We start from the raw sequence: 18,380 nt of genomic DNA on the forward strand, positions 1-18,380 counted from the left end.
CCTTCAGCCCCCGCCGGCGGGCCGTGTCGCCCAGCCACCCCTTCCACTCCGGCGAGATCAGGTGGTGGCGGACGTACGGGGGGTTCCCCAGGTACAGCGTCCGCCCCGAGATCGGGGCAAGCGCGAGGGAGCGGTAGTCGCCCAGCACGACGCGGGACTGGGCGGCCAGCCCGGCCGCGGCCAAGTGGCCGCGGGCCAGGATCGCGGCCACGGGGTCGAGCTCGGAGCCGACGAGGTCGGCCCCGTCGAACGCCCGCCCGGCGGCCACCAGGAACCGCCCGGAGCCGGCGCCCGGGTCCACCACACGGGCCGGCGTCGCGTGGCGCCACGACCACAGGGTCATCGAGACGACGATCTCGCGCGGCGTGTACGTGGCCCCCATCGGGCGGCGGTCCTCCGGGCTCCGGAGCGCGCAGAGCGCGTCCCCGAGCGGGTCCGCTCCGGCGTCGACCTCGCTCCGGACGGCATCGAGCCGCTTCGCGTCGGGCGGGGCGCCCGAGGCCGCGAGCGCGGCGGTGGCGACGGCCTCCTCCTCCGGGCTCCACCCCCCAACGTCGCGGGCGCCGAGCGCGAGCGCGAGCGCGACGAGGTGGTCCTCCGACTCGGCCAGGACGTACGGGATCTCGGTCTGCTTCGGGAGCGCGTGGAGGCGTTCGCGGATGGGGGAGTCGGCCCGTCGGCGGGGGGGGCGTGCGGACATGGGTCAGGGGGCGGGGCGGGGGGCCGACGGGCGGGGAGCGGGCGGGGCGAGGGGTGGCCGGTTGCGGGGGACCCGCTCCGTGAGCCGCCGGACGACATCGGTGTGCTCCTCCCCGACGTGGAAGACCATGAGGCGCTGGCCAGGATGGCGGAGGGCGCTGACTGTCATCCCGTCGAGGGCGGAGGCGTCCCGCCACGCGATGTCGTCGCCGTGGACGACGAGCGAGAGGCGGCCGAGGGGCCGGTCCTCCCCGCTCAGCCCGCGGAGGTTCCCGACGGCCCGCCGGATCGCGCGGAGCGAGAACCCGGCGGCCTTGAGCTCCTTGACCGCGAGCAACTCCAGGAGCCCCACCACGCCGATCGTGTGGCCGCCCCGTCCAACGCCGAGCCGGTCCGGCGTGACGAGGCCGGCCCCGATCCACGAGGACAGCGTCGTCGGGGGCGTCCCGGTGTGGGCGGCCAGTGCGCGGGCGGTCCAGCCGGCCATCGTGGGGTTGTGGGTCGTGGGGTCGCGACCGGAATGTACGGCTGCCGGTACGTTCTGGGGACCCCCACCAAGGGCCAGCTTTGGGTGCCGGGCAAAATCCCGCAGTAGGGTGGTCGCCCCCTCGCACAGGCACCGTATGAGCCATTTCCGGGATCGCCCCCTACCCCAGATGGGTCGGTTTCAGAACCGAAGAGCCGCCGGCTTCTGAGTGGATGATTCTGAGGAGGGTTCTGAGACGCTGGGCAGGCTGGAAACAGCCCTGCCGACTCAGAAAGCGCGCTCTTCAGAACCGTACGGTTCTGAGGAGGTCGTCTAAACCCGCCCGTCTCGCCCCGAGCTCGGGATCGCTACTGCGGGATTCTACACCGCTCTGCCCCCTACCCTTTACTCGCCTCCACCAAATGGATTAGCGCCTGACGAAGCTCGTCTCGGTCAGCCTCAATGCCACTGTCAGGCAGCCCGTTGAAGTCTCGGGACGCTAAGTAGAAGTCCGTGACAGCGTCCAGTACTTCCTTCGCCAAACTCATCTCAGGCACAGCGATTCAACGACGCTCAGCCGCGAGGGGCACGAGCGGGGCGGTGGGCGGAAGCTGCGGAGACACCGAGGCCCGGTCAAAGTGGAAACGCTGGCGCTTCACGTCGGCTTGCAGCGGCGGTTTATACAGCGTAGCTCATGCCTGTAGCTTGCGGAGAATGACTTCCTCCTTTTGAGCAATGCAATTTTTCAGGAAATCATTATGGCCGTGCATTGCGAAGGCCAGAACATGCTGAGACTTGAATAGCTCTAGCCTGAGAGTAGAAAGTTGCGAAAGGTCCTCTTCCAAGCTGTTCTGCCGCTCTTCTGTCATGACCCGGAAGCGCCGGTCGATTATCCGCTGCAACTCATCATGGTTGGCTGCGGCTGACTCGGTACCGCGCCTCACGTAAACGACGTTGTCCTTGACGTCGCTTCCCTCGCGAAGGCAGAGATACGGAATCGAGGTGTCGTCATGCTCCACAACAATGACTTGAAACGATTTCCCTGTCAGGGCTGGGTACTCGCTTGCTTCGTAGGCAAAGTCCAGCGTCTCGTGACGTAGATCATTCGGCAGATATTTTTTTAAGCCTTGTGCGACTTCGGCTTTATCGCGGAAGTCACTCAGCCCCTTCGGGTCGAGAGAGTTCTCCGCCTCCTCTACCCCAAACACAATAGCTCCCCCGCCGGAGTTAGCAATTGCCAGAACGTGCCGAGCGACCTTCGGAAAATCGGGCCAGCTAGCCTTGAAGTCGAGTTGGTCGGTCTCGCCGAAGTTGGTGCGTAGCAAATCCCGCAGCGTCTCTCTGGTAGGCTCTTCAAAGAACCTGGAAAAGCTCTCGTGGATATTTTTAGTCGGTACCACTACTGTGGGTTGAAATGCTGCAGAACCTGAATCTCAGTGGAGTCCCGCTGCCTGAAGCCCCGCGGGACGCCCGGATTGCAGAACGGACGCCGGAGTATAGGCCGTCCCGCTCCAGTCGTGGGGAGGGGTTCGGTCTAATGGGAGGGGCTCCAGGCGGCCGGTTCAAGGGGGCGGTGAGCAGGGGAACAGTGCCTGGGGCTGCGTGTACCGTTATTGCATTTGGTCAACCTCCACCACGCAGCGGGTTCACCCGGGATCACGACCCACACACCACGGCGGCGACTCTGGCGCGCCGACGAAGCCGTTCTCCAACGGCCTCGGGGGGGGACCCCTTCACGGGAAGTGGTCTCGGGGACCGAGGAGCCAGGGCTCGTACATCTTTCCCAGGTAGTCCCAGAACCCGGGGGCGGGGAGTTGAGAGCGAGTCGAGGACGGGTCTTCGGGCAGCCACACGGGGTTCTCAGCCCCGGACGCGGCGAGCACGAGGAGGCCGACGAAGACGAAGACGACGACGGCGGCGACTCCGGCGCGCCGACGGAGCCGTTCGCCAGCGGTCTCGGGGGGGAACCCCTGGAAGACCGGGGGGGCCGCGCGCGGGGCGCGGCGCGGACTCCGGGGGGCGTCGTCGGTGGGGTGGCCGAGGTCGAGGTCGGCGGCGGCGGCCCGGACGAGGGCCGGGTCGACCCCGGCCGCGCGGGCGGCCTCCTCGATCTCCGCGAGCGTGAGCCCGAGCGGGGCCGGCGCCCCGTGCCGGCGGGCGGCCTCGCGGAGGACGGCGGCGGCGTCGACCTCGGAGTACGTGCGGGCGGGGGCGCTCATGGGGGGAGGGGAGGGGAGGGGACCGGGGGGCGTGTCAGAAACGGTCCTTAACAGGACCGCCCAAGCGGCCGGAGCGGAGTGGACCCTGCGGCCCGCGTTCCGTTTCGGAACCCGTCGCGTAATCTACGTCACGAACCCCCCCGCGCCGTACCTTTCGGGGCGCCCACCCCGCCCCCATGCTCGTCGGCTACGCCCGCGTCTCGACCGCCGACCAGGACCCGGCCCTCCAGCTCGACGCCCTCCGCGCCGCCGGGTGCGAGCGCGTGTTCGAGGAGCGGGCCTCCGGCGCCCGGGCCGACCGGCCGGTCTTGGCCGAGGCGTTCGGGCACCTCCGCGCGGGCGACGTCCTCGTCGTCTGGCGGCTCGACCGGCTCGGCCGCTCGCTGAAGGACCTCATCGCCCGGGTGGCCGAGCTGGAAGGGAGGGGGGTCGGGTTCCGGTCGCTCGCCGAGTCCATCGACACCACGACGGCCGGCGGGCGCCTCGTGCTCCACGTGTTCGGGGCGCTGGCCGAGTTCGAGCGCGAGCTGATCCGGGAGCGGACCCTCGCCGGGCTCGCCGCGGCCCGCGCGCGGGGGCGGAAGGGGGGGCGGCCGTCGAAGATGACCCGGGCCAAGGTCCGCCAGGCCGCCGTGCTCCTGGCCGACCGGGAGACCGACGTCGGCGCCGTGTGCGAGACGCTCGGGGTCTCGAAGACCACGCTCTACCGCCACGTCTCGCCGACCGGCGACGTCCGCAAGATGCCCGACCGCTAGCCGGCGCCCGTGCCCCGTCGCCCGGCCGGTGGCGGCCGGCCGTTCCGAGGGCGACGTCGTCCCCGCCCGGGGTCCGGTCTCTCCGGTGCCCTCCGGCCCCGCCCTGTAGACGGGCACCTATCGCCCTGTAGACGGGCACCTATCGCCCTGTAGACGGGCACCTATCGCCCTGTAGACGGGCACCTATCGCCCTGTAGACGGGCACCTATCGCCCTGTAGACGGGCACCTATCGCCCTGTAGACGGGCACCTATCGCCCTGTAGACGGGCACCTATCGCCCTGTAGACGGGCACCTATCGCCCTGTAGACGGGCACCCGTTCTTCGTATCCCTCTGTCACTGGGGGAGCGGCCGTGCAATAACAGAATGCCGAGATAAAACGGCACCTCACCTTCCTCAAAGCGCCCGTCCCCTCATGACGTCCCGGCGCTCGGCTCGCAGGGTGCCGTAGAGGATCGCGCCGAGCGCGCCCTTGAGGTCTTGGCCCGTAAGCCCTAGAGAGACGGCCTCGTCAATCTGGCGCCAGCTGTAGTGCCCGCGCTCCTGGAGGCGGCCGACGGCGTCCGCGTTGAGCGCGGCCAGGCCGTCGGCGTCCAGGCCCTCTATTCTCTCGTCGACCCGGCGGTTCTCCTCGTCCTCCTGAGACCGGCGACGGGCTTCGCCCGCGGGAACAGGCGATGGCTCGGCGGCCGTGAGCTCGGCGACAGCCGAGGGGTTGAACAGGTCCGGTTGGGCGCTACTGCCCGCAGCGTAGTCCCTCGTGATGGCCGCGTAGAGGTACCCGAGCGGGTTGCTAATCGCCTTCCCACGGGCGAGCTCTCCCCTGACGTGGGCCACGTTCCTGGCCACCTGCTCGACTTCGACCCTCGAGAGCGCAGCGACTTGGTGGTCTTTGAGGTCGTCGACTAGGTCGCGAGACACTCCGAGGTCGAGGAGCCTCGCTGAGACGCCGATGTCGGCCCCGTCGTCACCGGCGTCCTCCAACAGGGACGCGGGAACGCGCCCCGGTCGGACGTCGAACCGGAGGGCCACCACCCTACGACCCGACTTGCGGACGTGCATCTCGACGTGGATGTGGCCGATAGCGTTGACCTGGTCGACGGCCGGGGAGAGCACGCGCTGACGGAACTTCTTGTACGTGGCGTACTGGCCTTCGCCGACACCGAGGAGGCCCCGCCACTCCTCGACGGAGAGCCACCCGGTCGACCCCACCCGCAGGAACCGGAGGCAGTTCTCGTAGAGGGCGATGGCGTACTGGCTCGTGAAGAGGGTCTGGATGCCGAGGTTGATCCGGGCGTACACCCTCGGGTTGTAGAGGAGCTCGCGGAGGTCGCTCGAGTACTGGTACAGGCACACGCCGGAGCCCTCCGGAATTCGCGCGGCGGCGAGGAGCGTCGACGTCCCCCAGTTCTCGACCCCGTCGCGGTCGAGGGCGTTCCACTCCACCTTCCGGTCCACGAGGTCACCCAGGGCGTCCTTGAGGTGCTCGGTGTTCTTCGAGTTGAGGCCGATGTCCCGGGCGAGTTGACTGAGGAGGATCTCGTGCCGAGTCACGGACTCGTCGGGGAGCTCGTGGTAGGCGTTGAGGAGGAGGGCGTTCGCGGTCTTCCGCTCGACGAGCGAGAGGACGCCCTTCACGTGGACGGCGCCGACGTGCTTTTTTAGCTCCAGCGATGAGTTCTGCGCCATGTAGTAGGGGGCGGGGGACGCCAGGTGGCCTCAATATACCGTGACACACCGGCGTGAAGCACTCGCCCCACAGACGGGCACCTTTCATCCCCGGCGACTTGGACGCCACCAATTCGGAACGTGAGAGACGGTGACGAACGGCCGATCCGGTCCGGAAACGCCCTTTTAGGAGAACGGCGGGGGTTCTCAGGACGAGGCCGGCCGTTCTCACCCCACAGACGGGCACCTTTGCCCCATAGACGGGCACCTCACGCCCCACAGACGGGCACCTTTGCCCCCATAGACGGGCACCTCACGCCCCATAGACGGGCACCTTTGTCGGCGGATACTGTTGGGAGACAACGGGTTTCGGAATCTAAACGGTATTAAACCTTCCTAAACTCTCTAAACGACGACGGCGGTTTTGAATGGATTGGGGAAGAGAAGAACCACGGAGTGAGGTTGTTGGGACCCTAGCCTTCCTCAGCCGACTCCGGGAAGACCGTAGCGGCCACGTCCTCGAAGGTCTCCTGGAGGTCGTGGAGGACATCGGCGACCTCGTCGGAGACGCCGAGACCCTCGGCGACCTCGATAGCCGAGAGGATGATCTGGTACGTCCTCCGCCACGCTTGGACGTCCGGGCCAGCAGCGAACAGCCGCGACCGGGCGTAAGCCGAGGTGGAAACCCCGAGGGCCTTGGCCGTCCGGTCGAGCCGCTCTCGATCGGCCACTTTCATACGGACGTTCAGGCTCGACGCCCGCCGGTTGGGGTTCGGAGGGGGCTCCCCCTTGAGCCAGTCGACCGCCCCGTCTGGGCGGTCGTCTCCAGACGGCTCGTCCGGGACGGCGTCGCTCGGGGTCTCTCGTTTCGGCAGGCTCAAGTCTCGGGGAGGTCGTGCGTCCGGGGGAGAAATATACCCGGGCACGGCCCGAAGGCTCGGCGGACGGCCGAGGACGACCGCGCTCATTGGCCGAAGGTCCGCCGGACGAACGAAGCCGCCGGACGATCCACGAGAGCGCTGAAGTACACGTGGGCCTCGTCGCCGACCACCTCGAAGAAGGCGTCGGGCGGGGCGGACCCGACGGACACGTCGGCAGGGATGTTCTGGCAGTTGGGCTCGCCGTTGTGGGCGTCCGGACGCTGGACGACGAGGTAGCCGGGGCGGCCCGAGACGACAACGGGGGAGGCCACGTAGCGGCCGGTCACGACCTGGTCGCCGGACCTCGCCATGTACTGCCCGTCGGACCGGAAGCCGACGGAGGCCAGGTGGCACGGGCCGAGGGCGGGGTCGGACTCGGCGAGGTCCCACACCCCGAGGAGCGGGACCAGGGCGGTGGGTACGGGGTCGTCAGCGACCGCTGGCGGAGTCGGCCGAGGTGGGGCGGAGTCCGAGCCGGGAGAGCACGAGGCGAGGAGGACGGCGAGGAGGGCGGCGAGCGAGGGGCGGGGCGGCGTCATCGGTGGGGGGATGGATCGGGGGGCGGGGCGGGGACGGCGTGCCGACGGCGGGCGTCGCGGGCGTGGGCCTCGGCGGCGACGGCCCGGAGCTCGCGGGCTGTCCCGGCCCGCCAAACGAGCACGCGCTCGTGGAGCGACGCCGGGTCGGCGGGGGACGAGCCGACCCGGACCTCGTAGTGGAGGTGGGGGCCGGTCGAGACCCCGTCGTGTGGGGATCCCCCCCCGCTCAGGCCGAGGACTTGGCCGCGGCGGACACGGAAACCCGGGCGAACGAGTGCACCCGATAGATGGGCGTAAATCGTCGTAGTCGATAACCCCGAAGGATCCGAGTGGCCGACCTCGACGACAAGGCCGTAACCCGAGCGCCGAGCGGCCGCCCTCACGCGCCCGTCGGCCGTGGCGAAAACTGGGGTCCCAGTAGGCACGGCGAAGTCGGTACCGGCGTGGAGGTGGGAACGGCCCGAGACGGGGTGGCGGCGGGGGCCGTACGGGGAGCTCACGACGCCGACCGAGACGGGGGTACCGAGGGGGAGACCGGGTGGGATGGGAAGGCGTCGGCGGACCGATCGGAGGCGGCGGGCGAGGTCGACGTCGAGGGCGGGGTGCACGGAGAGCCGGGCCGCGACGACGGCGTCGCCGAGGGTGACGTCGTCGGGGAGGGAGGGGACGCCGGCGCTCGGGTCGGGGGGGGCGGAACTGGGGGGAGCGGCAGACGGCGATATGTGTGTGGACGGACCCTTTGGAGGAACGTCGACGGACGGAGCGGTGGCCTCCGCTCGGACGGGGACGAGGGTGAGGGCGGTGAGTGTGGAGGCGGCGCCGACGACGACGAGGGCGAACGTTCGGGCCGACGACGCGGACCCGACGAGCCGGCGGAGCGGCGGCACGGGGACCGGGGTAGGGGCCGACCCCGACTCGGGTCTGCCCGCCCCAGCAGCCGGCGTCGGAGTCGTCCTCCCGAGGGCCGTGTCGAGGACCGCCCGGGCGACGACGACCGGGGCCGGACGGAGGGGCGCGTCGTGGGCGGCGAGGGCGTCGGCGAACCGGCGGAGGGCGGGGCGGTCACGGAGGGCACGGGGGCCAGTGGGGTCGGACATGGTCGGGGAAGCGGAGGGGCTCAAGGGGTAGGGCGTGAGACGGCGAGCGGACCGGACACGCGGGGTCTAAGAAGTCGGCGCCTCCCCTCCGAGCGTCGCCGACGGTCATCGTCGCCGGCCCCGCGTGGGCCGGGCGGTGGTGAGGCCGGCGCCGACGTGGGAGCGCCCTTCGTCGGGGGCTCCGGGCAGGAGGCACGGGCGCCCTCAGAGGCCGTATCTTGGTGGGGTACGGCGGCGGGGTGGTAATTTTGGCAAGTTAGATTCCCCTCCGGGGAAAAACTCTCAGACGCCCGGCCCCGGCCGCCCCGCCCCGCCGCCTTCGCAGTCGCCCTCCGGGCGATGCTCAAGCGGGAGCCCCCGACCCCCCGACGATGACGCCGCCCCCCGACCGACAGGGCCTCGACCGACAGGACCCGACGCCGCCCGGCCCGTCGCCGGCGGGCGGCGGGGGCCGGCGTGTGGGGCGGCCGAAGAAGGCGCCGGGCGAGGGCCGGACCCGTACGCTCTACGTCCTGCTCACGCCGGACGAGCACGGGGGCGTCAAGCGGTCGGCGGCCGAGGCCGGGCTCTCGGCCTCGGCGTACGCGCGCCGCCGGCTGCTCGGGCGGCCCGTGGCCCCGCTCGCGCTCGGCCGGTCCGTCGACGCGGCCCAGGGCGGCCTCGTCGGGGCCGCGACCGAGTTGAACCGGGTCGGGGTCAACCTCAACCAGCTCGCGCGGCGGGCGAACGAGGGCGGACCGCTCGGGGCCGGGCCGGACTGGGCCGCGCTCGCGGACGAGGTCCGGGCGGCTGTGGCCGGAGTCCGAGCGGCGGCGGGGGCGCTCGGACGGGCGGCGGACGGGGACGGCGGGCGGGCCGCGGAGGGCGGGCCGGTATATGTGCGGCCGGCGGGCGGGGACGGGCCGCGGCCGTCGTGACGCGGGCTCGCGCCGGGGGCTCAGCCGAGGCCACCGAGGGCGGGTCGCCCCTAGGCGGGTACGTACGTTTGGCGATTTGGGAGGGGACGTGGGGAGGGGGGCACGGCGTCGGTTTCCGAGCGAGGTCGAGGCGCGCCGTACCGTGTCCCGACGTGCACGACGGGGGCGCCCGAAACTTCAACGCGGGCGGTGCACCGACCGGCGCGGTGGAAGGGGGGGCACGTGGGGGACCGGGGCGTCCGCGAAGCCGCGGTCGATACGCCGCACGTATCGGTCGGCCGGGGGGCTATGGGGTGGGTGCACCTACTGGGGCGGGGGGCAGTCGCACTAGGGCGGGCGGGGGCGGTGCGCTAGGGGGAACGGCCGAGCGGTACCGGACCGCGGCCGGGCGGACGTCGCGGGGGGACACGAACGCGCGGCTCGGGGGCGGGGGCTGGACGGGGGCACGGCCGTGATCGGGGCGTCGTCTTTGGGGTCGAGCTTCGGCCGGCTCGCGAACTACTTGGCCGGGGACCCCGACCGGGTCGAGTGGGCCGAGACCCGGAACATGGCGGCCGGGCGGGACTGGAGCGACGGGGCCGGGCCGGCCCCGTTCACGCCGCGCGAGGTGGCGGCCGAGATGGACCGGCGGGCCGGGGCCGAGCGGACGGACCGGCCGGCGTACCACGTGGCCATCGCGTTCGACCCCGACGACCGCCCGACCGACGCCGAGCTCCGGGCGGCCGTCGACCGGACGCTCCGCGACCTCGGACTAGAGAAGCACCAGGCCCTCGTCGTCCGTCACAACGACGCGGACCACGCCCACGTCCACGTCATGGTCAACCGGGTCGGGGAGGACAGGGCCGTGTGGTCGCCGTGGCGGGACCGGGTCAAGCTCCGGGCGTCGATGGAGGCCCAGGAACGGGAGCTCGGGGTCCGGTGGACGGGCCGGAACCGGGGGCTCGAGCGGGCGCCGGATCGGGCGGACGCCGACCGGCCAGGCGAGGGCCGGGCGCCGGCCCCCGTCCCCGCGGCGCGGACGCCGACCGACGGCCGGGGGTTCGCGCACGAGGTCCGCGCCGCCGCGCTGGCCGAGTTGAAGGGGGCGAAGACGTGGGGCGAGGTCGACGCCGCGCTCGCGGCCCGCGGGTGGCGCGTCGAGCGCCGGGGCCAGGGGGCCGTCGTGACCGACGGGGCGCGCGAGGCCAAGCTCTCGTCGGTCAGCCGGACCGTGGGGCGCTCGCGGCTCGAGGCCCGGCTCGGCCCGCTCCGCGACCACGAGCGGGGGCGGCCGCCGTCGCCGGAGAAGGCGCCCGCCCCGCCCCGCCCGCGCGGGGGGCCGGGCCGGCCCCGGACGGCGGCGCGGGCGCCGTCGGCCCAGGTCCGGGTTCGGCGCGCGTTCGCCGAGGCCGTCCGGCCCGCTAGGGAGGCGGGCCGGACGGCGTGGGACGATGTGAGGGCGTCGGCGGCAGCCCGGTCGTGGGGACGGAGGGCCGAAGTGTTGGCGGGTGAGGCGAGTGGGGCGGGGCGGGCGTTCGGCCGCGCGCTCCGAACGGCGTACGCCGACCCCGGCGAGGCGCGGGCGGCGTTCTGGCGTGCGGTCCGCGAGGGCGGGCCGGAGGCCGCGGCGAAGACGATGGCCGAGCGGCCGGAGGCGTTCGGGCCGCTCCGCGAGACCGAGAGGGCCGGTGGGCTCGTCCGCGGGACCAAGCAGCCCGCGCAGACAGCGGCGGCTGAGGCTGGGAGGGTCGGCGGTGCCTACGTGCTCGCGCGCGACCGTGCCGACGCCGCCGCCCAAGTGGCCCAGGTTATGGAGGCCCGTTCGGAAGGGACGAGCACGCTCGACCGGCTCGCGGTCCGCGCCAGCGAGAGCCGGGCGTTCGCCCGGTTCGTCGAGGACCACGGGGGGCTCTCAGGGGTCCAGGCCGGCGCCGACGTTGTTCGCGAACGGGCCGCGCAGGCGTTGGAGGCGCGAGCCGAGGGTACGGCCCGGGCGTTGGAGGGGGAGGTAAGGGGGAACGCGCGGGCGTTCGGCCGCGCGCTCCGAACGGCGTACGCCGACCCCGGCGAGGCGCGGGCGGCGTTCTGGCGTGCGGTCCGCGAGGGCGGGCCGGAGGCCGCGGCGAAGACGATGGCCGAGCGGCCGGAGGCGTTCGGGCCGCTCCGCGAGACCGAGAGGGCACGGGCCGCGGCCGGGGAGGCCGGGCCGGCGGGGGTCGCCTACGTACGGGCGCGGGGTCGGGCCGGCGATGTCGTCCGGGAGGCCTCCGCACTGGGACGAGAGCGGGGCGAGGCGAACTGGGCGTTCAACCACGCCCTTGGGACGGCCTACGTCGAACGCGGCCCGGCACGGGCCGCGTTCGAGCGGGCTGCCCGGCGGGACGGGCCGGAGGCGGCGGCCGCGGCGATGGCCGAGCGGCCGGAGGCGTTCGGGCCGCTCCGCGAGACGGGCGGGGCGCGGGCCGCGGCCGGGGAGGCCGGGCGGGCGGGGGCCGTCTACCTCGACGTGAGGGGCCGGTCGGAAGCGGCGGGGCGGGTGGCCCAGGCGCTCCAGGACGGGCCGCGTGGGCGCCCGTCGGCGGCGCTGACGCCGCACGGTCCCGGGGCGTCGACGCCCGGCGCGGCGCACTCGGCCCCGGCCCGTGCGCGGAGCGGGGGGCGCACGGGTCGAGCGGGGCTGAGGGTCGGTCAGGCGGCGGTCCGTACACTCGGGCGCGAGGGGGAGCCCGAGGCCGACCCCGGGCGCGTGGCCCTCGGCGCCGCCCGGACGCTGGCCGCCGCGCGGGCCGGGGGTCCCCGTACCGGAGGCCGCCGCGCCCCGCTCGCGGGCCGGACGCTCCAGGCCCGGGCCGTCCACCGCGACGTCCGGCCCGGCGGCCGGGTCGACCGGCTCGCCGTGCTCGTGGCCGAGCACCGGGCGCTCCGGCGGATCGAAGCCGCGCACTCGGCCCCGGCCCGGGTCCAGTCGGCCGTGCTCGCCGTCCGCGCCCGGGCGGCCCAGGTGCTCACGGTCGACGAGAAGCACGCGCGCGGCGCGTTCGGCCGCGCGCTCGCCTCCGTCTACGACGAGCCGTCCGAGGCGTGGGCCGCGTTCGGGCGGGCCGTCCGCGAGGGCGGCCCGGACGCCGCGGCGAAGACGCTGGCCGAGCGGCCGGAGGCGTTCGGGCCGCTCCGGCCCACCGAGACGAAGCGGGCGTTCGGGCTCCTCAAGGCGGAGACGACGGAGCCCGCGCGGGCCGCGTCCCCGGAGGCCGCGCGCGCGGGGGCCGCGCACGTCTCGCTCTCGGACCGGAAGGAAGCGGCGGTCGGGGCGGCCCGGGCGCTCCGGACGGAGCTCGTGCGGGCGGACCCGGCGCTCGCGGCGGCCCGGGCGCGCGAGGCCCCGGGGGTCCAGGCCGTCGTGGCCCGGGCGGAGCGGGCGCGGGACGCGCTCTCGCCGGCGGCCGGCCCGTCGAGGGGGCGGTGGCGGCCGGCCGAGGTCGAGCGGGCGATCGGGCGGCTGGCCGAGCGGGTCGGTCGCCCGGTTCGGGCGAAGACCACTCCGGGCCGCTCGGCGGACCCGGGCGGTGGCCACCGGGGGGGGCACGGCCTCACGGGGCGTTCGGGCCGGGCTCCCGACGCGAAGGGGGCACCGAAGGGGAAGGGGACGCCGACACGGGTCCAGCGGGCGCTCGAGGCCCGCGTGGGGGCGGCCGGGCTCAAGGCCGTCGCGCGGGCGGTGAGGGCGATCGACCGCGGCCGCGGCCGCGAGTGAGGGGCGCCCTTACCTTCGGGGCTCTGAGCCCGACTGGACCATGCGCCGCTTGTCCCCCCGACCGCTCCTACTGGTCGTCGCCGCGCTGGCCACTTCGGCGGGGTGCGACACGGCGTCGGACCCCGCCGACGACGTCACGTGCGCGTCGATAGGGGTCGCCGAGGCTGGGACGGTCGTGGCCACGACGCCGGCCGGCGGTTTTGAGACCGCGTGCGTGGACGTGACGTCCGACGGGGGGCTCCTCGTCGCCATCGCCCGTGAGCCGGGGTCGGGCTCGCTCGGCGGCGAGACCATCGAGCTCTACGTCAGCGGGACGGAGCCGGGGACGTACGTGTTCGGCGGAGACGGCGCCACGGGCGCGTCGTACGGGCGGAGCCCGGAGACGACGGCCGTCGCGCGGGAGGGCTCGGTCACTGTGACGTCGTTCGCCGGCGGGGCCGAGGGGACGTTCTCGTTCGTGACGACCACGGGGGACGAGGTGGCGGGCGGGCGGTTCGACCTCGACTTCTGACCGGACCGGCGCCTCGGCGCTCTCGTAGAGGACGACGACGCGGCGCCGTCTGCTCAGGCCGTCGCCGCCACGGAGAGGGCGGGGACGGCGGTGGCCGCGCCGTCCCCCATCGGCGGGCCGACTGGGAGGGTGCGCTCCATGCGCCGGCTGCTGGGGAGCCCGCCGGGCGAGCACGGGGACTCCTGGTAGCGGGTGACGGCGAAGCCCAGGCGCTCGTAGAGCGCTTGAGCACGGGGGTTGTTGACCGTGACGTCGAGGGCCAACGTCCGGCGTCCGACGCGGTGGGCCGCGGCCGCCTCGTGCGAGAGGAGGACCGTGCCTATGCCCCGGCCGCGGAGGTCGGGGGGCACGCCTAGGTTGGCGGCGTAGTGGGTGGAACGGGGCGGGGGCGGCATGATGACGCGGACCTGGAGCGTCCGCCGGATCACGCCCAGGGCGGCCACGAGCGGGTAGAACCGGACGACCTGGACGACGAGCTCGCGGCTCAGGCGGGCGTGGTCGCGCCCGCCGTAGAACGCCCCCACGCCGACCAGCCGCGGCCCGTGCACGACGGCCGTGTGGGTGCGCCAACCGAAGAACCCCCGGCCGTCCGAGAACGCGTAGCGGAGGAAGTCGGCCGCCGTCCGGCCGCCGGCGCGGAAACAGTAGTCGAGGACGTCGGGACCGGAGCTGTAGACGAGCGGGACGGCGCCCTCGCAGTCGGAGGGCTGGGCGCGACGGAAGAGGGGCTCCATGACGGGGTGGGGTGGCGGGCAGAGGATGAGGAGCAGTGCTGCGGCCGGCCAGGTCCGGAGCCCCAGGGGCTCCGTCACAAACTATGCCGGGGCCGCCGGCGCAGGCTCGGCGGCCCGCTCCCGCCGCTCGGCGGCCCTCTTCTCCTTGCGCTCGGCCTCCGCCTTCCTCGCGGCCTCGGCCTTTTTCAGACGGCCGTCGAACGTCGGGTCCGCGTAGTACGCGATCCGCCGGGCCAGGACCGGGTCCTCCCCGCGCACCAAGAGGACCTGGTCCTCCTCCCCCAGCCGCCGGAGCTCGTCCGGCGTGATGACCGGGCGGGACGTCTCGGACGTCCCGGCCCCCGCCGACCGCGACGTGTGCTTCCCCCGGCTCCGGCCGGCCGACTGCGAGAAGTGGAAGACGGTCGCCGTGCCCGCCATCTTCGAGAGGTACTCGGCCGTGAACTGGTCCGTCGTCCCGAACGCCTGGATCGCGTCGGAGTTGGCGACGAACGACTCCCAGTCCTTCGGGTAGAGCCGCCGGAGCTGGCCGAGGTCCTGGAGGAAGGGCCACACCTGGACGCCGTACCCGGCCATGAGCGAGAACGCTCGCCGGACCGGGGGCATCGGCCCGAGCTGGGCGAACTCGTCGAGGAGGAAGAGCGCCCGGCGCTCCGGCGGCGGCGCCCCGCCCTGGAGCGGGCCGAGCTTGGCGAGCGCCGTGATCGTCGTGGCGACGGTGAGACGGAGCCACCGGGAGAAGGCGTCGAGCCGGTCGGGCGGGAGGAGGAGGTAGACCGAGAGCGGGCGGCCGTCGCCGCTCGACCCGTGCCCGGGCCGGAGAGCCGCGGGGTCGAACGTGGACCCCCTGAGGACGGTGGCCATCCGGGGAGAGTCGAGGAAGTGCGTGTGGCTCTGGGCCGTCGAGATCACCGCGCTCAGCTCCTTCCCGTGTTTCTGGTCGAGGCGGTTCCCGGCCCGTTTGACGAGGGCGTCGTCGTCATTCTTCATGTCCGTGATCAGCGTCTGGAGCCCCCCCCCGTCCAGGGTCAGGAGGTCGCGGACGGCGAGGAGCGACCGGTCCTCGCCGTCGTCCCGCGTCCCGACGTAGAGGATGAGCCCGGCGAGGAGCGCCTTGGCCTCGTCGGCGAAGAACCGGTTGTCGCCCCCGGACTCGTCGCCGACGACGAGCATCTCGGCCAGGAGCGCGGCGTCGCCGGTGGCGTCGGGGGACCGGGGGCCGGTCATGTCGAGGGGGTTCAGCCCCCCGCGGCGGACGGAGCCCCGGCCGTCCTCGACGGGTCCCCGGTCGAAGAGGGCGTCCGGGGCGAGCTCGAAGGGGTCGAGCGCTACGACGTTGTGGCCGAGGACGTCGGCCCGGTAGCGGGCGGTGAGCAGGAGGTTCTCCCCCTTCGGGTCGGTCACAACGACCGGCCCGGGGTGGTCGAGGAGGTTGGGGATCACGGCGCCGACCCCCTTCCCGGCCCGAGTGGGGGCGACGGTGAGGACGTGGCCGGGTCCGTTGTGGCGGAGGAGCACGCCGGGCGATCTGCGCGCCGCCGCGCGCCGCCGCCGACGCGCGCGCTCGACGGCGTGGCCGACGGCGGGGACGCGCTCGCCGCCCCGCCCGAGGACGAGTCCACGTTCGGCCTCGACGAGCGGGAGGCCCTCGCCCCACGTCGCCGTCCCGTGGGCGTGGGACGGGGCCTTCGGGGGCGGCGACGTGAGCACGCCGAGGAGGACGAGGGCGAGGAGACCGCCGGCCGCGCCGGCCTGGACCGCGAGCGCGCCGGGCGCCGAGTCGAGCCCCGCGCTCCGAGCCACCTGGACGGTCCACCGGATGCCGGCGGCGGGCGAGTAGACGGGGCCGCCCCAGGCCGGCGCGCAAGCGACGAGGGCGAGGGCGACGACGAGGGCCTCGCGGCGGCGGCCGTAGACGACGAGGACGACGAGGGCGCCCACGCCCACCACGAGGGCGGCCCGGACGGCCACGAGCGCCGAGCCCCCCGGGTGCCACAGCGGGACGCCGAGGTGGGCGGCGTAGCCGGCCCGCCACGCGAGCGCCGCGGCGGCGTAGGCGGCCCCGACGAGGGCGGCCCCGACGAGGACGGCGGCGAGCGAGGCCGGCGAGCGGCGGCCCGAGGACGGAGCGGCGGACGGCGAGGGGGCGGACACGGGGCTACGGGGCGGGCGGCGGACCGACCGTGCGGCGGGGGGGCGGGGCGGCCCCGGTCTCGGGGGCGCCCTCAGCGGCGCCCCCGGGGGCGCCGACGGGGGCGCCGACGGAGGCGGAGACCGGGGCGGCCGCGGCGAGCGGGCTCCACGAGAGGTCGGTCACGAAGACCCCGAGCGGGTTCCGCTCCACGCCCTCGGTCGTCGTCGGCGGGCTCACCACGACGGCGAGGTAGCCCTCCCACGCCCGCTCCCGGACGCCCTCGCTGGGCGAGGCCTCGCGCTCGTTCCACTGGACCCGGTACGTCGTCGGCCCGCCCTCGACGCCGCCGGGCACCGGGAGCACGTTCGTGACCTCGACGCTCCGGCGGTACCCCCTCCCCTGCTGGCGCGGGTCGTTGGCGGGGTCGGAGAAGTAGGACTCGAGGAACGTCCGGGCGTCCCCGGCGACGTAGGCGTAGGCCCGGTAGACCGCGTCGCGCTGGGCGACCGGGTCGGGGTACGCCGTGCGGATGTTGGAGACGAACCCGGCGATGGCCGACGTCACGACGCGGTCGGCCACCGAGGGGACGGCCTCGGCCGGGGCGATGGCCACGGCCCGCCCGGTCCGGTCGACCTCGACGACGTAGGGGACCACCCGGCTCTGGAGCGCGAGCGTGACGAGGCCGACGACCGAGAGGGCCAGGAGCGCGAGCGAGGCGAACGCGGTGACCTGCCAGTTCCGCTTGCCCCGCGTGAGGTCCGAGAACTGGCGCGCGAACTCGTACCGGCCGCGGACGACGTCGGGCGACGCCTTCTCGCCGTAGGCCCACCCCTCGACGCCCTCGCCAGGGGGCGTCGAGGGGCGGACGCCGCCGGGGTCCGGCGGCGGGACGCCAGCGGCGCCGTCGCCGTGGGGGACATCGGGCGTAGCGCGCCCGGTCTTGAAGCGGGAGAAGAAGGACATGGTGGGGCTTAGGCGTTGCTGAGGGCCTTCTCGAACCCGACCGCGAGGTCGCGCGTGAGGAGCGAGGAGACCTTGATGGGCACGACGAAGGCGAGGAGCGCGAACGTGACCGCTCCCCCGAGCACGGCGAGCATGGCCGAGAGGTCGTCGGCGGCGTTGAGGACGTACGGGACCCACCCCTCGACCACGCGCTGGCCGATCCCGACGACGAGGAAGAGCGAGAACACGCGGATCCCCAGGTTGAACACGTAGGCCACGAACCGGTCGGCGAGCGAGGCCGTCCCCCGGAACGCCGCGAAGCCGAGCACGAGGGCGCCGGCGGCCAGCGCGATGAACGACTCGACCAGGACCACGACGACGTGGGCGGCGACGAGCGCGAACGAGACGACGATGAGGGTGCAGGCGAGGCCGACGAACACGGCCGTCCCGAGCATGGAGAACGAGAAGTCCAGGAGCCCGACGCCCTCGAAGAACGACTGGAGGAGCGAGCCCGAGAGCGTGATGCCGAGGCCGAGGATGTCCGTGGGCGACACGGTCCCGGGGGCCACGGCCTGCCCGGCCGCTTGGAACCCCTCGATGATCGGCGGGAACCACACGCTGAACGAGGCGAGGAGGCTGAAGGCGAACCCCATCCACGCGAGCTTCAGGACGAGCGACCCGAGCACGTCGCTCCAGGCCTCCTTCTTGAACGTCCAGATGATCCCGCTCATCGCGATCTCGATGAGGGCGAGGACCCCGAACGTCCCGGTCGCGATGGCGATGAGGGCCGGGCGGGCGGCCTCGACGGCCGTCCGGAAGTCCTCGACGATAGTGTCGAGGAACGGCGGCGGCGGCCCGAGCGGGGGGATCGGCGGGAGCGCCGGGAGCGTCGGGCCGGGCGTGCCCGGGGGGACCGTGACCGGGGGCAGCGAGATCGGGGGGGGCGTCTGGGCCGCGGCCTCGGGGACGAGCGCGACGGCGACGGCGACGGCGAGCGCGCCGAGGGCGAGGGCCGAGGGCGGGGGGAGCCGGAGGGGGCGGGTCATG

15 protein-coding genes and 1 pseudogene are annotated in these 18,380 nt (G+C 73.9%); 4 read left to right on the forward strand and 12 right to left on the reverse strand.

All coding sequences use genetic code 11. The features are described 5' to 3' along the window. The 4 genes and pseudogenes from RQM47_RS16165 to RQM47_RS16180 form a co-directional block, all read right to left on the reverse strand. Positions 1-700 (reverse strand): annotated as a pseudogene (locus RQM47_RS16165) (hypothetical protein); the annotation flags it as partial. Positions 701-703: 3 nt separating this feature from the next. Further along, on the reverse strand, positions 704-1,186 hold the full coding sequence (locus tag RQM47_RS16170) for a MerR family transcriptional regulator (RefSeq protein WP_314009647.1): 483 nt from the start codon (positions 1,184-1,186) through the stop codon (positions 704-706). A 671-nt stretch (positions 1,187-1,857) separates the two neighbouring features. Continuing rightward, positions 1,858-2,565: an ATP-binding protein gene (locus tag RQM47_RS16175; RefSeq protein WP_314009649.1), complete on the reverse strand. Its 708-nt coding sequence runs from the start codon at positions 2,563-2,565 to the stop codon at positions 1,858-1,860. A gap of 333 nt (positions 2,566-2,898) precedes the next feature. Next, a complete protein-coding gene (locus tag RQM47_RS16180; RefSeq protein WP_314009650.1) occupies positions 2,899-3,384 on the reverse strand; it encodes a hypothetical protein in 486 nt (161 codons plus the stop codon). A 176-nt stretch (positions 3,385-3,560) separates the two neighbouring features. Between RQM47_RS16180 and RQM47_RS16185 the strand changes: the two genes are divergently transcribed. Next, on the forward strand, positions 3,561-4,139 hold the full coding sequence (locus RQM47_RS16185; RefSeq protein WP_314009651.1) for a recombinase family protein: 579 nt from the start codon (positions 3,561-3,563) through the stop codon (positions 4,137-4,139). Between the two features lie 395 nt (positions 4,140-4,534). Here the strand turns inward: RQM47_RS16185 and RQM47_RS16190 are convergent, their stop codons facing one another. The 4 genes from RQM47_RS16190 to RQM47_RS17525 form a co-directional block, all read right to left on the reverse strand. Then, positions 4,535-5,827 carry a replication initiation protein gene (locus RQM47_RS16190; RefSeq protein WP_314009653.1) on the reverse strand — a complete coding sequence of 431 codons (1,293 nt, stop codon included), beginning with the start codon at positions 5,825-5,827 and terminating at the stop codon, positions 4,535-4,537. Between the two features lie 452 nt (positions 5,828-6,279). Next, positions 6,280-6,687, reverse strand: coding sequence for a hypothetical protein (locus RQM47_RS16195; RefSeq protein WP_314009657.1), 408 nt, complete (start codon positions 6,685-6,687; stop codon positions 6,280-6,282). Positions 6,688-6,770: 83 nt separating this feature from the next. Beyond that, positions 6,771-7,265 (reverse strand): hypothetical protein, encoded by a 495-nt coding sequence (locus RQM47_RS16200; RefSeq protein ID WP_314009659.1) that lies wholly within the window; start codon positions 7,263-7,265, stop codon positions 6,771-6,773. After that, positions 7,262-8,362, reverse strand: coding sequence for a peptidoglycan DD-metalloendopeptidase family protein (locus RQM47_RS17525; protein ID WP_409946022.1), 1,101 nt, complete (start codon positions 8,360-8,362; stop codon positions 7,262-7,264). Before RQM47_RS17525 ends, RQM47_RS16200 begins: the two co-directional genes overlap by 4 nt. 371 nt (positions 8,363-8,733) lie before the next feature. On the opposite strand from RQM47_RS17525, the gene RQM47_RS16205 reads away from it, so the two are divergent. The 3 genes from RQM47_RS16205 to RQM47_RS16215 all read left to right on the forward strand — a co-directional run bounded on the left by RQM47_RS16205 (position 8,734) and on the right by RQM47_RS16215 (position 13,523). Next, positions 8,734-9,279 carry a plasmid mobilization protein gene (locus RQM47_RS16205; protein WP_314009661.1) on the forward strand — a complete coding sequence of 182 codons (546 nt, stop codon included), beginning with the start codon at positions 8,734-8,736 and terminating at the stop codon, positions 9,277-9,279. A 502-nt stretch (positions 9,280-9,781) separates the two neighbouring features. After that, positions 9,782-13,012, forward strand: a complete 3,231-nt coding sequence (locus RQM47_RS16210) for a relaxase/mobilization nuclease domain-containing protein (protein WP_314009663.1) — start codon at positions 9,782-9,784, stop codon at positions 13,010-13,012. Positions 13,013-13,052: 40 nt separating this feature from the next. After that, entirely contained in the window at positions 13,053-13,523 is a 471-nt protein-coding gene (locus RQM47_RS16215) for a DUF6252 family protein (protein WP_314009665.1), read from the forward strand. A gap of 53 nt (positions 13,524-13,576) precedes the next feature. Here the strand turns inward: RQM47_RS16215 and RQM47_RS16220 are convergent, their stop codons facing one another. The 4 genes from RQM47_RS16220 to trbL form a co-directional block, all read right to left on the reverse strand. Then, positions 13,577-14,257, reverse strand: coding sequence for an N-acetyltransferase (locus tag RQM47_RS16220; RefSeq protein WP_314009667.1), 681 nt, complete (start codon positions 14,255-14,257; stop codon positions 13,577-13,579). Between the two features lie 81 nt (positions 14,258-14,338). After that, positions 14,339-16,411, reverse strand: coding sequence for a type IV secretory system conjugative DNA transfer family protein (locus tag RQM47_RS16225; RefSeq protein WP_314009668.1), 2,073 nt, complete (start codon positions 16,409-16,411; stop codon positions 14,339-14,341). A gap of 4 nt (positions 16,412-16,415) precedes the next feature. Beyond that, positions 16,416-17,354 carry a VirB8/TrbF family protein gene (locus tag RQM47_RS16230; protein ID WP_314009669.1) on the reverse strand — a complete coding sequence of 313 codons (939 nt, stop codon included), beginning with the start codon at positions 17,352-17,354 and terminating at the stop codon, positions 16,416-16,418. 8 nt (positions 17,355-17,362) lie between these two features. Beyond that, positions 17,363-18,379 carry a P-type conjugative transfer protein TrbL gene (gene trbL, locus RQM47_RS16235; protein ID WP_314009671.1) on the reverse strand — a complete coding sequence of 339 codons (1,017 nt, stop codon included), beginning with the start codon at positions 18,377-18,379 and terminating at the stop codon, positions 17,363-17,365. Between the last annotated feature and the right edge of the window lies 1 nt (position 18,380).

The sequence above is a fragment of the Rubrivirga sp. S365 genome, from assembly GCF_032248475.1.
GTDB classification, from domain to species: Bacteria; Bacteroidota; Rhodothermia; order Rhodothermales; family Rubricoccaceae; genus Rubrivirga; species Rubrivirga litoralis.

Bases quoted from the DNA above. Each gene is read 5' to 3' on its own strand.
- RQM47_RS16170 (WP_314009647.1), bottom strand. From the start codon at position 1,186: ATGGCCGGCTGGACCGCCCGCGCACTGGCCGCCCACACCGGGACGCCC.
- RQM47_RS16180 (WP_314009650.1), bottom strand. From the start codon at position 3,384: ATGAGCGCCCCCGCCCGCACGTACTCCGAGGTCGACGCCGCCGCCGTC.
- RQM47_RS16185 (WP_314009651.1), top strand. From the start codon at position 3,561: ATGCTCGTCGGCTACGCCCGCGTCTCGACCGCCGACCAGGACCCGGCC.
- RQM47_RS16190 (WP_314009653.1), bottom strand. From the start codon at position 5,827: ATGGCGCAGAACTCATCGCTGGAGCTAAAAAAGCACGTCGGCGCCGTC.
- RQM47_RS16200 (WP_314009659.1), bottom strand. From the start codon at position 7,265: ATGACGCCGCCCCGCCCCTCGCTCGCCGCCCTCCTCGCCGTCCTCCTC.
- RQM47_RS17525 (WP_409946022.1), bottom strand. From the start codon at position 8,362: ATGTCCGACCCCACTGGCCCCCGTGCCCTCCGTGACCGCCCCGCCCTC.
- RQM47_RS16205 (WP_314009661.1), top strand. From the start codon at position 8,734: ATGACGCCGCCCCCCGACCGACAGGGCCTCGACCGACAGGACCCGACG.
- RQM47_RS16215 (WP_314009665.1), top strand. From the start codon at position 13,053: ATGCGCCGCTTGTCCCCCCGACCGCTCCTACTGGTCGTCGCCGCGCTG.
- RQM47_RS16220 (WP_314009667.1), bottom strand. From the start codon at position 14,257: ATGGAGCCCCTCTTCCGTCGCGCCCAGCCCTCCGACTGCGAGGGCGCC.
- RQM47_RS16230 (WP_314009669.1), bottom strand. From the start codon at position 17,354: ATGTCCTTCTTCTCCCGCTTCAAGACCGGGCGCGCTACGCCCGATGTC.
- trbL (WP_314009671.1), bottom strand. From the start codon at position 18,379: ATGACCCGCCCCCTCCGGCTCCCCCCGCCCTCGGCCCTCGCCCTCGGC.